Source organism: Comamonas sp. lk (genome assembly GCF_900564145.1).
GTDB lineage: Bacteria > Pseudomonadota > Gammaproteobacteria > Burkholderiales > Burkholderiaceae_C > Comamonas.
Genome location: NZ_UOOB01000001.1, coordinates 1223549 through 1236128 on the forward strand (window position 1 = coordinate 1223549; position 12580 = coordinate 1236128).

Sequence of the window (12580 nt, forward strand, 5' to 3'; positions counted from 1 at the left end):
TAACAGGCGGGTAAAACCCGCCGGTATGATGGGCCAATGAGCTTTTTTGCCATCCTGATCGCCTTGCTGATCGAGCAGGCGCGCCCGCTGGCCCGATCCAATCTGGTACACACGGGTTACAAAGCGTGGACTGTGACCGCACGCCGCAACTTTGATGCGGGCAGGCCCCACCACGGCTGGCTGGCCTGGGCCATGGCCGTGCTGCTGCCCAGCATCCTCGTGGTCGGCATTTACTGGGGCTTGCTGGAATTCATAGGCTGGCCTGTGGCCATGGTCTGGAACGTGGCCGTGCTCTACGCCACACTGGGCTTTCGGCAGTTCAGCCACCATTTCACGCGGATTCGCGATGCCCTGGATGCCGGCGATGAATTGACGGCGCGCCAGGAGTTGGCCGATTGGCAGCAAGTGGATGCCAGCGAGGTGCCGCGCAGCGAAGTGGTGCGCCATGTGATCGAGTATTCGGTGCTGGCTGCGCACCGCCATGTGTTCGGCGTGCTGTTCTGGTTCTCGGTGCTGGCCGCCGTGGGCCTGGGGCCGCTGGGTGCGGTGCTCTACCGCATGGCCGAGTACCTTGCGCGCGCCTGGTCGCGCAAAGGGCTTGAAGGAGCTCAGCCCCCGGTCAGCGAGCGTCTGCAAAAAGCCGCTATGGGGGCCTGGTATGTGATTGACTGGCTGCCGGCCCGCCTGACTGCGCTGTCGTTTGCCATGGTGGGCAGCTTTGAAGAGGCCATAGACAACTGGCGCCTCTATGCCCAGCGCTTTCCCAATGACAACAACGGCGTGATTCTGGCCGCCACGGCAGGAGCGATCAATGTGCGCCTGGGCGGCGAAGCCTTGCGCCGCCGCGATGCCAGCTATGGTGATGAGCCAGAAGACAGTCAATGGGATCCCGGCAGCGAGGTGACCCCGGGCCGTGAGCCCGAGTTGGGCCATTTGCGCAGCGTGGTCGGCCTGGTCTGGCGCTCGGTGGTGGTGTGGCTGCTGCTACTGGCCTTGCTTACCTTTGCGCGTCTGCTGGGCTGATCAGTCCTTTTTTGATAGCTTGTGGCGCTTGATTCATAAACGCTTTAGTCTATTTTCATTAAAAATGCCCCGAAGATCGGGGCATTCTTGCTTGATTTTGCGCGTGTTCAGTAGCGCTGTTCCTGGCTCAGCTCATCGAACAGGTCACCGTAAATCCGGTAACGGTTGGCACTGATGCAGTGTTCGCTGCCGGTGGCCTCGACTTGTGCCATTACGGCGCAGCCGGGTTCGTGCAAGTGGGTGCAGTTGTAGAACTTGCACTGGTCGGCCAGAGCGCCGATATCGGGCATGTATTTGGGCAGGTCCGTGGGCTTCAGATGTCGCAGGCCAAACTCCTGAAAGCCGGGCGAGTCGATCAAGGCGGTTTCACGCGTCTCGTCCATCCAGTACCAACTGGTGGTGGTCGTCGTGTGCTTGCCGGAGTTCAGTGCCTGGGAAATCTCATTGGTGGCGGCATTGGTGCCGGGAATCAAGAGATTGATCAAGGTGCTCTTGCCCGAGCCCGAAGGGCCCAGCACCAGCGTGCGCTTGCCCTGCAGGTATTGCATCAGCAAGGCCTTGTCCGTTTCGCCATCGGTGGTCAGTGAGAGTGGCAGCACTTCGTAGTGGTGCTTTTCCTGCCCGTGGCGCATCTGGCGATAAGGTTCCAGGCGTTGCCAGCCAGAAGCAAAGGCCTCGGTCAGATCGCGCTTGTTCAGGGCGATGATGGGCTTGATCTGTGTGGCTTCGGCGGCAATCAAGGCGCGAGCCAGCTGGCTTTCGGAGAAAACCGGCTCGGCCGCGATCAGGATCAGCACCTGATCGAGATTGGCGGCAAAGCTCTTGGTGCGTATCTCGTCCTGGCGGTAGAACAGGTTTTTGCGCGGCAGCACTTTCTCTATCGTGCCGGCCTCGCCCTGGCCTTCAGGCGGCAGCAGCCACTGCACCTGGTCGCCGACCACGGCCTGGCCTTTTTTGCCGCGTGGATGGCAGATATGGCGTGCACCGCCGGCGGCTTCCACCACGCAGTGACGTCCATGGCTGGAGACGACCAATCCTTCCAGCAACTGGGCGCGTTCGGCCCCCTGCTGTTTACCGAATGTCTTTTTCATGCGGCCAGCAAAGCGTTGATGCGGCGTGCGCAATCCATGTCGGTGGCCGAGATGCCGCCCACATCGTGGGTGTTCAGGCGTACGGTGCAGCGGCCATAGCTGACCTCCAGATCGGGGTGGTGATCCTGCTGGTGGGCAATCAGTGCCAGCGCATTCACAAACGCCATGGTTTCATAGAAATTGGCAAAGGCAAACGTCTTGGTGATGGCCGCGCTCTCGCGCTTTTCGTCCAGCTCCCAGCCCGGCAGTGTGGGCAGTTGCTGGCGCAGCTCATAGGCTGCAATGGCAACGCGGGGGAGTTGGGACCAGTCCTTTTGCTGCAAACGTGTGGGGGTCATGGTGTGTCTGTCCGTTGATTCACCAACTGCCCGACGGCGCAGGCATACGTGCCAGGCGGTCCACAGCCGGTGGGTGTGAGTAGTAAAAGCTCACATACCAGGGATCTGGCGTGAGTGTGGACGCATTGTCCTCGTAAAGCTTGAGCAGCGCCGAAGCCAGCTGGCCGCCGTCGGCTTGCTGCATGGCATAGGCGTCTGCCTCGAACTCGTCGCGGCGCGACATGGCCGACATCAGCGGGGTGATGAAAAAGGCGAACACCGGCACGGCCAGCATGAAGAGCAGCAAGGCCATGGCATTGTTCTGGCTGGAGAGGGTGAAGCTCTCCGTGAGCATGGGCGTCACGCCCAGCCCCGAGTAAAACCACAGCTGCTGGCTCAGCCAGCCCAGCAAGGCAAAGCCCAGCAGGCTGACGCCAAACATCATCAGCATGCGGCGCAGTATGTGCTTGTGCTTGAAGTGTCCCAGCTCATGGGCCAGCACGGCTTCCACTTCTTCAGGGCTCAGCTGCTTGAGCAAGGTATCGAAGAACACCACGCGCTTGGAGCTGCCAAAGCCGGTGAAATATGCATTGGCATGGGCCGAGCGGCGGCTGCCGTCCATCACGAACAAGCCCTTGGCCGCAAAGCCGCAGCGCTGCATCAGCGTCGTGACGCGGGCCTTGAGACTTTCATCGGTCAGCGGCTCGAACCTGTTGAACAGGGGGGCAATAAAGCTGGGAAAAATCCACATCAGCAATAGATTGAAGCCCGTCCAACTGGCCCAGGCCCACAGCCACCACCAGGAACCGGTCGAGCCCATGAGCCAGAGAATCAGCGCGGCAATCGGCAGGCCCACCAGCGTGCCCACCAGGGTTGATTTGGCGAGATCTCCCAGCCAGAGCTTGAGCGTCATCTGGTTGAAGCCAAAGCGCTGCTCCAGCTTGAAGGTCTGGTAGAGGGACAGCGGCAGCTCGATCAGCGCCGAAATCAGTGCAAAACCGCCCAGCAGGGCCAGTTGCTGCCACATGCCGGCACCCAGCAGATCAAACAGCCAGAGGTTCAGAACGTCGAGTCCGCCCAGCAGCGTCCAGCACAGCAGCACGGCGGCAGACAGCGTCATGTCGATCAGCGAGACCTTGGCCTTGGCCAGGGTATAGTCGGCCGCTTTCTGGTGGGCTGCCAGGCTGATGTGCTGGGCAAAGGCTGTAGGCACGGCCGCGCGGTGGGCCGCGACGTGGCGCACCTGACGCGAAACCAGCCAGGCACGCAGCAGCCATTGCAAAACCACGGCCGCAGCAAACAGCAGCGACAGCGAGAGTGAAAAATCGGGGTTGGAAGCCATGTCTTGGCAGTGTAGGCGACAATTTATGCCATGTCTGAAGCCTCCTGCATTCCTACCGATTCCGTCGCAGTCATCGAAGCTGCTCCTGCTCCACAGCCTGTTTTATCCAAGTCCGACCTCAATCTGGTCTGGCTGGACTGCGAAATGACGGGGCTGAATCCCGATCGTGATCGCATCATTGAAATTGCCGTGGTGGTCAGCAGCGCCGATCTGCAAATCCGCATGGAAGGTCCGGTGTTTGCCATTCACCAGTCCGACGAATTGCTGGGCGGCATGGATGCCTGGAACAAGGGCACGCATGGCAAGAGCGGGTTGATCGAGCGCGTGAAAGCTTCCACCGTGACGGAAGCCGAGGCCGAGGCCGCGCTGATTGCCTTTCTCTCCAAGTACGTGCCCAAGGGCAAGGTGCCGCTGTGCGGCAACAGCATTGCGCAGGATCGGCGCTTCATGGAGCGCTACATGCCCAAGCTCAACAACTTCTTTCACTACCGCAATATCGACGTCAGCACTCTGAAAGAATTGGCCAGACGCTGGAAGCCCGTGGCCTATACCTCGTTCAAGAAAGCCCAGCGCCATACGGCATTGGCCGATGTGCATGAGTCGATTGACGAGCTGCAGCACTACCGCAAAGAACTGCTCAGCGTCTGATTTTTTCAACAAAAATCGACCTCGCCAAGATTTAGATAGCCCTGGGGACTTGCGGGAAAACCCGGGGCGTGAGACAATGCATTGCTTACCCGATCTATGGGTAATTTTTGCGCATCACCATCACACACCGGGTTCTTTTTACTTGCGTGCAGCGGCTCAAAACCGGCCGGCACCTGTAAAAGCTATACGCCCATCTGCCCCTTTTGCGAACGGGCAGTCAAAGTCTGACGGTGGATGTTGAACCAACCGTCAAAAAAGTGGGCAGATCGCTGGCTGCGCTGCTTTTTTCGTGAGTTTTTCATGACCGAAAAATCCCTGGAGCAGGGCCAAGTGGCCGCTGCTGATATCTCTTTGTCTTCTCCTGAAATTGAATCCCGTCTGGACGCCATGCTGGCTGCCGCCGATGCTGAAGAAAACGGCATTGAACTGGCAAGCGAAGAGCTGGCTGAAGAAGAGCAAGTTGCTGACGAGCCTAACGGCTTTGTAGAACTGGGTCTGGCCCCTGAACTGGTGCAGGCTGTTGCCGATCTGGGCTACACCAAGCCTACCAGCGTGCAAATGCAGGCCATTCCCTTGGCCATGAGCAGTGGTGGCGATCAGGCGTTTGTGGACCTGATGGTTTCCAGCCAAACCGGTTCCGGCAAGACTGCTGCTTTCCTGTTGCCCGTGCTGCACACTTTGATTAGCCAGAAGGCTGACGAAGAAGCCGAACTGAACGCCGAATTCGATCGTCAGTGCGCAGAAGCCGCGGCCAATGGCGAGCCATTGCCTAAGCGCAATCGCCGCAAGGATCCGACCAACCCCCGCAATTTCAAGGCTGCCGTTCCCGGCGCCCTGATTCTGTGCCCTACACGTGAACTGGCTCAGCAAGTGGCGCATGACGCTATCGAGCTGGTCAAGCACTGCCGTGGTATCCGTGTCGCCAACATCGTGGGCGGCATGCCTTACCAACTGCAGATCGCCAAGCTGCAAAACGCCAATCTGGTAGTTGCAACCCCTGGCCGTCTGCTGGACCTGCAGCGCTCCATGCAAATCAAGCTGGACAAGGTGCAGTTCCTGGTGGTTGACGAAGCCGACCGTATGCTGGATCTGGGCTTCTCCGACGATCTGGCGGAAGTCAACCAGATGACGTCTCAGCGCAAGCAGACCATGATGTTCAGCGCTACGTTTGCACCCCGCGTGCAACAGCTGGCCATGCGTGTGATGCATGACAACGGCTCTGGCGTCAAGAAGCTGACGATTGATTCGCCCCAGGAGAAGCATTCCAGCATCAAGCAAGTGCTGTTCTGGGCCGACAACGCCCAGCACAAGCGCAAGATGCTGGACCACTGGCTGCGTGACAGCAGCATCAACCAAGCCATCGTGTTTGCTTCCACGCAAGTGGAATGTGACGGTCTGGCCACCGATCTGCAGCAAGACGGCTTCTCTGCCGTGGCCCTGCACGGTGCTCTGAGCCAGGGTCTGCGTAACCGCCGCCTGATGGCGCTGCGCAATGGTCAGGTGCAAATCCTGGTGGCAACCGATGTGGCTGCCCGTGGTATTGACGTGCCCACCATTACCCACGTGTTCAACTACGGTCTGCCCATGAAGGCCGAAGACTACACCCACCGCATTGGCCGTACCGGCCGTGCTGGCCGCGAAGGCACGGCCGTGACTTTCGCCGAGTTCCGCGATCGTCGCCGCGTGTTCGACATCGAAGGCTATACCCGCCAGCAATTCAAGGCTGAAGTGCTGCCAGGTCTGGAGCCTGTGCAACGTTTCCCTGCAGCCGGTGAGCGTGATGGCCGTCGTGGCGGCGGTGGTGGTGGCGGCGGTAGCCGTGGTGGCTACGGTGCTCGCCGTGATGGCGAGGGCTATGGCCGCAAGAGCGGTTTCGGTGGCTTCGGCGCCGGCCGTGGCGGTGATCGCAACGAGCGCAGCTTCGGCGGAGACCGTGGTGGCTTTGGTGGCGATCGCGGTGGCGACCGTTTCAACAACGACCGTGGCGGTGATCGTCCTGGCTTCGGCGCACCTCGCGCTGATCGTGGTGGCGAGCGTAGCTTTGCTGGCCGTGATGCAGCTCCCCGTCCCGCTTTTGGCGGCGAACGTCAGGAGCGCAGCTTTGACCGCGGCAATGACCGCGGCGGCTTCGGCGGCGGCGACCGTGGTGGTGATCGCGGCGGTTTTGCCGGCGGTCAGCGTCGTGAAGGCGGCGACTTCGGTGCCCGCAAGAGCTTTGGTGGCGGCGCCAGCCGTGACGGTGCTCATGCCGGTGCTCGCGAAGGCGGCTTCCGCGGTGGCGAATCGCGTGGTTTTGGCGGCGGTGATCGTCGTCCGGCCTTTGGTCAAAGCGCTGGCAAGCCTTATCAGCCCCACGGTGATCGTGGTGCCGACCGTGGCTTTGAGCGCAAGCCCCGCGCCCCCCGTCGTGACGAGCGTTGATCTACACTGATTAAGGTGCTGTGGCACCTGGGTCAATAAAAAAAAGCCGGTTCATTGAACCGGCTTTTTTCATGTCTGCTTGATCCTGAAAAAGGAGCTGCTTGCGTAAGTGATTCATGGGTTTCAATGATTTTTCAAATGAGAACCCATGATGATCAAGCGCTGGCAGCTCCTTTTTTTTGATCAGGTCTCCGAGGCGTGGCGGCCGATTTCGGGCCAGTAGTGGTGCAGCAGCATCCAGGACAGCAAACCGATCACCAGCATGCTGATGGAGCCAATGGCCAGCAGCACGGCCGAATGCATGACCAGGGGTGCAATCACACCGGCCACAAAACCGTTGGCGACCGAGCCCACCACAGCCTGAAGCGACGAGGCCAGGCCGCGGCGTGTGGGGTGGATGTCCAGTACCAGCAGCGTGACCACCGGCACCATCAGCGCCCAGCCATAGGAGAACAGGCTGATGGGAATCAGCGCCCAGCTGACATGGGCCGGCCAGATCAGATTGGCAGTCAGATTGATCAGCGAGGTCACGACCATGATTAGAAAGCCATGGCGGATCTGGCGCTTGGGCGGGATGCGGCCCGCCAGACGCCCGCTGGTCCAGCTGCCGGCCATGATGCCGCCAATCATGGCGATGAAGAACCAGAAGAACTGCGTGGGCTCCAGGTGCAGCAAATCACCGAGGAAGGCGGGGGCCGACAGCAGATAGAGAAACATGCCGTTGAACGGCACGCCGCTGGCAAAGGCCAGCAGCAGAAAGCGCGGGTCGGTAAACAGCGTTCCATAGCCTTGCATCAGCGGTTTGAACTTGAAAGGCTGGCGCTTGTCGGCTGGCAGCGATTCGGGCAGAAAACGCAGGTTGATGGCCCAGAGTGCGACGCCTATCGCGGTGAGGAACCAGAACACGGCTTGCCAGTTCAGATGCACGAACAGCCAGCCGCCCAGCATGGGGGCCAGGGCCGGGGCGATGCCGAAGAAGATGGTGATCTGCGCCATCAGGCTCTGGGCCTGATTGGGCGGGAAGATGTCACGCACGATGGCGCGCGACACCACAATCCCGGCCCCCGTGGACAGACCTTGCAGGGCGCGGAACATCACCAGTTGCGTGATGTTCTGGGACAGGGCGCAGCCCGCAGATGCCAGTGTGAACATGACCAGGCCCCAGAGAATGACGGGGCGGCGGCCGAAGCTGTCCGCCAGCGCGCCGTGGAACAGGTTCATGAAGGCGAAGCCAAACAGATAGGCTGACAGCGTTTGCTGCATCTCCAGCGGTGTGGCGCCCAGTGCCTGGGCGATGCCGGAGAAGGCTGGGATGTAGGTGTCCACCGAGAAGGGGCCCAACATGCCCAGAATGGCCAGCAGCACGGCCAGTGCCCAGCGCGGTCCGCGCCAGAACGTGGAAAAGTTGTTTTGCATGAGTTCTTGAGTCCGGTTGGGGTATTGCCTGCTCTGCGGCAAGGTGGCAGGCGCAGCAATACCCCGAGAGCCACACTTTAGCGGCATGGGGAGGGTTTGCGCTCATATGCAGCGGCTTATGCTGGCTTGATCGGGCGGCGGCTTGATGCCGCAGCGCCTCAGAAGGCGTTGAACAGCAGCACCATCACCAGGCCGATCAGCGAGACGATGGACTGCACGACGGAGATTGTTTTGGTGGCTTCGCCCATGGTCATGCCAAAGGATTCCTTGACCATCCAGAAGCCGGCGTGGTTGGCGTAGTTGAAGAACAGGGAGCCGCTGCCAATGGCCAGTGCCAGCAAGGGCAGATTGAGGCTGGGGTCTGCGCCGGCCAGCGGTGCCAGCAAGCCGGCGGCACCCACAATACCCACGGTGGCCGAGCCGGTGGAAACGGACAGCAGCATCGCGATCAGCCAGCCCAGAATCAGCGGCGGAAAGGCGAATTGCTGGGTCAGGTGCACGATGGCATCGCCGACCTTGGCGCTGGTGAGCATCTGCTGAAAGGCGCCGCCGCCGGCAATGATGAGCATGATGCCGGCGATGGGCTTGAGGCTTTTGCCCAGACTCTCACGCAGCTTTTCGGCATCGCCGCCCCGCGCATACACCAGGGTGACGATGGCAAACAGCACGCCCAGCAGCATGGCAATCAAGGGATTGCCCAGAAAGGCCGAGACATGGGTCGCAGCCGATGCCTTGGGTAGAAAGGTCTCGGTCAGGGCGTGAATCAGCATCAGAATGGCTGGCAGCAGTGCGGCCAGCACGCCCAGGGCCACGCTGGGTGCCTGGCGGTCGTCCTGCTTTTCGGCAATGGTGAACTGGTCCAGCAAAGCCTGCTCTGGGCGTGTCGTCATGCGGGGAGCGATGAAAGCGCCATACAGAGGGCCGCCCAGTATCAGCGCCGGAATGGCGGCCAGAAAGCCGTAGAGCATGGTGGGGCCGACCGTGGTCTTGAGCGTGGCAATCGCGGTCAGGGGTCCGGGGTGGGGCGGCACCATGCCGTGCATGGCAGCCAGCGCGGCAATCACCGGCACGCCCACATAGACATAGGCCGAGCCTTTGAAGCGTTCCTGTGTTTCGAGCTTGCGGGCTACGCTGAAAATCAGCGGCAGCATGACCACCAGGCCCACTTCGAAGAACATGGGGATGCCGACGATAAAGGCCACCAGGGTCATGGCCCAGGGAATCATGCGCTTGGACGTACCGCGCAAAATGGCATTGGCGATCTGCTCGGTAATGCCTGCATCGGCAAGAATCTTGCCCAGCATGGCGCCCAGGGCGATCACCACACCTACGGCGCCCAGGGTCTTGCCGGCACCGTCGGTGATGTTTTTCACAATGCTGGCCGGCTCCATATGGGTGGCAAAGCCCACGCCGACGGAGACAAGCAGCAAGGCCAGCAGCGGGTGCATGCGTATGCGCGAAATAATCAGAGCGACCAGCAGCAAGACGCTGATCAAGGCGGTCATCAGCAGTTGAATATCGAATTCAGACATGAGTGAGCCTTTTTGAGAAGTCCGGATGCGGGTGTGTCCGGAGGAGTCGTCAAAGCCTCATGCTAGGGAGTGGCGGGTGCGCCGTTTGTAGTCTGTTGCCGGATCAAGTTGATCGCAGGGAGTCTTTGCACGCCGGAAACAAAAAACGCCAAAGTCCGAGATGAACTTTGGCGTTTTGAATTGGTGGGCCCTGAGTGATTCGAACACTCGACCAACGGATTAAGAGTCCGCTGCTCTACCAGCTGAGCTAAGAGCCCGTTAAGCATTGCTGCTTAAAGGTTTGATCTGCAAGCAGATCGAAACAAATTTTTGGTGGGCCCTGAGTGATTCGAACACTCGACCAACGGATTAAGAGTCCGCTGCTCTACCAACTGAGCTAAGAGCCCTTCCAGATTGAACCGGAAGAATCAGTTTGAAATTTCAAACCGAAAAATTTTTGGTGGGCCCTGAGTGATTCGAACACTCGACCAACGGATTAAGAGTCCGCTGCTCTACCAGCTGAGCTAAGAGCCCCACACACTGCTTGCGTAACAAGCAAGACCGCAATTATGCAGTATTTTTTGAGGGCTCGCAGGAAAACCCTCGATTTTTTCAATCCAAAGCGTTGCGGCGCTGCAGTTCCACGAACAAACCGGCCTGATCCAGGTCGCCCAGACCGTTCTTCACGCCTTCGGCATAGAGTTGCTCCAGCAAGTCGGTAATCGGGGCATCGAAGCCGATTTCCTCGGCGGTGGCGATGGCGTTGCGCATGTCCTTGAGCTGCACCGTCATGCGGCCACGGGGCGCGAAGTCATGGTTGACCATGCGTTCGCCATGCACTTGCAGGATGCGGCTGTCGGCAAAGCCGCCGGAGATGGCTTCGCGCACCTTGGCCGGATCTGCGCCGCCGCGCTCGGCCAGCAGCAGGGCCTCGGCCACAGCGCCGATGGTGATGCCCACAATCATCTGATTGGCCAGCTTGGCCAGCTGACCTGCGCCATGCGGGCCTACATGGGTGGCGCGGCCCAGGGCGGCAAACACGGGCTGGGCACGGTTGAAGTCGGTCTCATCGCCGCCGGCCATGATGGCCAGCGTGCCGGCTTCGGCACCCAGCGTGCCGCCGGAGACGGGGGCGTCGAGGTGCTGCACGCCCAGGGCTTTGAGCTTGTCGGCGTGCTCGCGTGCCTCGCGGGGCTGGATGGAGGCCATGTCGATGAATAGCGAACCCTTGGGCATGGCAGCGGCTACGCCCAGAGTGAACAGCACATCGCCCACGATGGCGCCGTTCTCCAGCAGGCTCACGGCAAAATCCACGCCGCACACGGCATCGGCGGCATGTTCGTGAATCTTCACGCCATGGGCGGCCAGCGGCTCGGCCTTGGCCTGGGTACGGTTCCAGGCATGGACTTCATGTCCGGCATCGGCCAATCGGCGCGCCATGGGCAGGCCCATCATTCCCGTGCCCAGAACTGCAATTTTCAAAGCGGTGCTCATCTCTTTGGAACCCTTGTTGTGTCTTGAATGCTGCCATGCTAAGGCCTCAAGGCCAGATCAATCCAGAGTGCCAGCGAAGTTCAGTTGTGCCTGAGCGAGCTGAAATGCCGGGGCAACAAAAAGGGCAGCCTGAGCTGCCCTTGATGTTTTTTTTGGAGGTTCACCTTCGCGCTGGTGAGTCGCGCTTGCGCGCTTACATCAGCAGATGCTCACCGGCGTTGTCACCACCGAGGATCACGTAGTTGACCTTGCGGATGTCCATGAGCTTTTTGCCGCCCGAGTAGCTGATGGAGGACTGGGTGTCCTGCTGCATCTCGGTCAGCGTATCGGCCAGCTTACCCTTAACGGGTTCCAGGATGCGCTTGCCTTCCACGTGCTTGTACTCGCCCTTGTTGAAGTCCGATGCCGAGCCGTAGTATTCCTTGAACAGCGCGCCGTCCACTTCCACGGTCTTGCCGGGCGATTCCTCATGTCCGGCAAACAGCGAGCCGATCATGATCATGGTTGCGCCAAAGCGGATGCTCTTGGCAATGTCGCCATGGCTGCGGATGCCGCCGTCGGCAATGATGGGCTTGGTGGCCACGCGGGCGCACCACTTGAGCGCCGACAGCTGCCAGCCGCCCGTGCCAAAGCCGGTCTTGAGCTTGGTGATGCAGACCTTGCCCGGGCCTATGCCGACCTTGGTGGCATCGGCGCCCCAGTTTTCCAGATCGATGATGGCTTCGGGCGTGCCCACGTTGCCGGCGATCACGAAGGCTGCGGGGATCTTGGCCTTCAGATACTGGATCATGTTCTTCACGCTGTCGGCATGGCCGTGGGCGATGTCGATGGTGATGTATTCGGGGCAGATGCCTTCGGCCACGAAACGGTCCACCGTGTCGTAGTCGGGCTGCTTGACGCCCAGCGAGATGGATGCGAACAGGCCCTGGCCCTGCATCTCTTGGGTGAAAGCCACGTTGTCGATGTCGAAACGGTGCATCACATAGAAGAAACCGTTTTGTGCCAAGAAGGTGCAGATCTTCTCGTCCACCACTGTCTTCATGTTGGCGGGCACCACGGGCAGCTTGAAGCTGCGGCCGCCCAACTCTACGCTGGTGTCACATTCCGCACGGCTTTCCACGCGGCACTTGCGGGGCAGTAGCAGAACATTGTCGTAGTCGAAGATTTCCATTTGATTCCAAGCTCCATAAGAGGTCACGGCAGGAACATCCATCCGTGATGGGGCGCTTGGCTTGGAGGCCGGCTTTCAGGCGTCTGAGGAAAATCAGGGCAAAAAAAACCGGACCACAAGAAACTTGGGCCCGGTGACCGATTCTA

Annotated in this window: 10 protein-coding genes and 3 tRNA genes; 3 read left to right on the forward strand and 10 right to left on the reverse strand. The window is 60.3% G+C overall.

Going from position 1 to position 12580, the window contains the following annotated elements; genetic code table 11:
* The first annotated feature begins 36 nt into the window (after positions 1 to 36).
* Entirely contained in the window at positions 37 to 1023 is a 987-nt protein-coding gene (locus EAO39_RS05465; RefSeq protein ID WP_120966516.1) for a CobD/CbiB family protein, read from the forward strand.
* 107 nt (positions 1024 to 1130) lie between these two features.
* Here EAO39_RS05465 and rsgA read toward each other — a convergent pair whose 3' ends face one another.
* Genes rsgA through EAO39_RS05480 form a run of 3 tightly spaced genes read right to left on the reverse strand, consistent with a single transcriptional unit; the run spans position 1131 to position 3773 of the window.
* Positions 1131 to 2114 carry a ribosome small subunit-dependent GTPase A gene (gene rsgA / locus EAO39_RS05470; protein WP_120966517.1) on the reverse strand — a complete coding sequence of 328 codons (984 nt, stop codon included), beginning with the start codon at positions 2112 to 2114 and terminating at the stop codon, positions 1131 to 1133.
* The gene (locus EAO39_RS05475; RefSeq protein ID WP_120966518.1) at positions 2111 to 2452 is read right to left on the reverse strand and encodes a 4a-hydroxytetrahydrobiopterin dehydratase; all 342 of its coding nucleotides are present in this window, start codon (positions 2450 to 2452) and stop codon (positions 2111 to 2113) included. The genes rsgA and EAO39_RS05475 overlap by 4 nt, the downstream gene beginning before the upstream one ends.
* A gap of 19 nt (positions 2453 to 2471) precedes the next feature.
* A complete protein-coding gene (locus EAO39_RS05480) occupies positions 2472 to 3773 on the reverse strand; it encodes a M48 family metallopeptidase (RefSeq protein ID WP_120966519.1) in 1302 nt (433 codons plus the stop codon).
* A 30-nt stretch (positions 3774 to 3803) separates the two neighbouring features.
* Between EAO39_RS05480 and orn the strand changes: the two genes are divergently transcribed.
* Positions 3804 to 4421, forward strand: coding sequence for an oligoribonuclease (gene orn, locus EAO39_RS05485; RefSeq protein ID WP_276209252.1), 618 nt, complete (start codon positions 3804 to 3806; stop codon positions 4419 to 4421).
* A 300-nt stretch (positions 4422 to 4721) separates the two neighbouring features.
* The gene (locus tag EAO39_RS05490) at positions 4722 to 6842 is read left to right on the forward strand and encodes a DEAD/DEAH box helicase (RefSeq protein ID WP_120970722.1); all 2121 of its coding nucleotides are present in this window, start codon (positions 4722 to 4724) and stop codon (positions 6840 to 6842) included.
* A gap of 183 nt (positions 6843 to 7025) precedes the next feature.
* Here EAO39_RS05490 and EAO39_RS05495 read toward each other — a convergent pair whose 3' ends face one another.
* The 7 genes from EAO39_RS05495 to EAO39_RS05525 form a co-directional block, all read right to left on the reverse strand.
* Complete coding sequence (locus tag EAO39_RS05495) at positions 7026 to 8258, reverse strand: multidrug effflux MFS transporter (protein ID WP_120966520.1); 1233 nt, start codon at positions 8256 to 8258, stop codon at positions 7026 to 7028.
* Positions 8259 to 8416: 158 nt separating this feature from the next.
* A complete protein-coding gene (locus EAO39_RS05500) occupies positions 8417 to 9790 on the reverse strand; it encodes a gluconate:H+ symporter (protein WP_120966521.1) in 1374 nt (457 codons plus the stop codon).
* A gap of 181 nt (positions 9791 to 9971) precedes the next feature.
* A tRNA-Lys gene (locus EAO39_RS05505) sits at positions 9972 to 10047 on the reverse strand.
* 53 nt (positions 10048 to 10100) lie between these two features.
* Positions 10101 to 10176: transfer RNA gene (locus EAO39_RS05510), tRNA-Lys, on the reverse strand.
* 51 nt (positions 10177 to 10227) lie between these two features.
* Positions 10228 to 10303, reverse strand: a tRNA-Lys gene (locus EAO39_RS05515).
* Between the two features lie 78 nt (positions 10304 to 10381).
* Positions 10382 to 11263 (reverse strand): NAD(P)-dependent oxidoreductase, encoded by an 882-nt coding sequence (locus EAO39_RS05520; protein WP_120966522.1) that lies wholly within the window; start codon positions 11261 to 11263, stop codon positions 10382 to 10384.
* Between the two features lie 193 nt (positions 11264 to 11456).
* A complete protein-coding gene (locus tag EAO39_RS05525; protein ID WP_120966523.1) occupies positions 11457 to 12434 on the reverse strand; it encodes a GMP reductase in 978 nt (325 codons plus the stop codon).
* Positions 12435 to 12580: the final 146 nt, after the last annotated feature.

Excerpts from the sequence above, each read along its gene's own strand:
- orn (WP_276209252.1), top strand. The coding sequence starts at position 3,804 with ATGTCTGAAGCCTCCTGCATTCCTACCGATTCCGTCGCAGTCATCGAA.
- EAO39_RS05490 (WP_120970722.1), top strand. The coding sequence starts at position 4,722 with ATGACCGAAAAATCCCTGGAGCAGGGCCAAGTGGCCGCTGCTGATATC.
- EAO39_RS05480 (WP_120966519.1), bottom strand. The coding sequence starts at position 3,773 with ATGGCTTCCAACCCCGATTTTTCACTCTCGCTGTCGCTGCTGTTTGCT.
- EAO39_RS05520 (WP_120966522.1), bottom strand. The coding sequence starts at position 11,263 with ATGAGCACCGCTTTGAAAATTGCAGTTCTGGGCACGGGAATGATGGGC.
- EAO39_RS05465 (WP_120966516.1), top strand. The coding sequence starts at position 37 with ATGAGCTTTTTTGCCATCCTGATCGCCTTGCTGATCGAGCAGGCGCGC.
- EAO39_RS05500 (WP_120966521.1), bottom strand. The coding sequence starts at position 9,790 with ATGTCTGAATTCGATATTCAACTGCTGATGACCGCCTTGATCAGCGTC.
- rsgA (WP_120966517.1), bottom strand. The coding sequence starts at position 2,114 with ATGAAAAAGACATTCGGTAAACAGCAGGGGGCCGAACGCGCCCAGTTG.
- EAO39_RS05495 (WP_120966520.1), bottom strand. The coding sequence starts at position 8,258 with ATGCAAAACAACTTTTCCACGTTCTGGCGCGGACCGCGCTGGGCACTG.
- EAO39_RS05475 (WP_120966518.1), bottom strand. The coding sequence starts at position 2,452 with ATGACCCCCACACGTTTGCAGCAAAAGGACTGGTCCCAACTCCCCCGC.
- EAO39_RS05525 (WP_120966523.1), bottom strand. The coding sequence starts at position 12,434 with ATGGAAATCTTCGACTACGACAATGTTCTGCTACTGCCCCGCAAGTGC.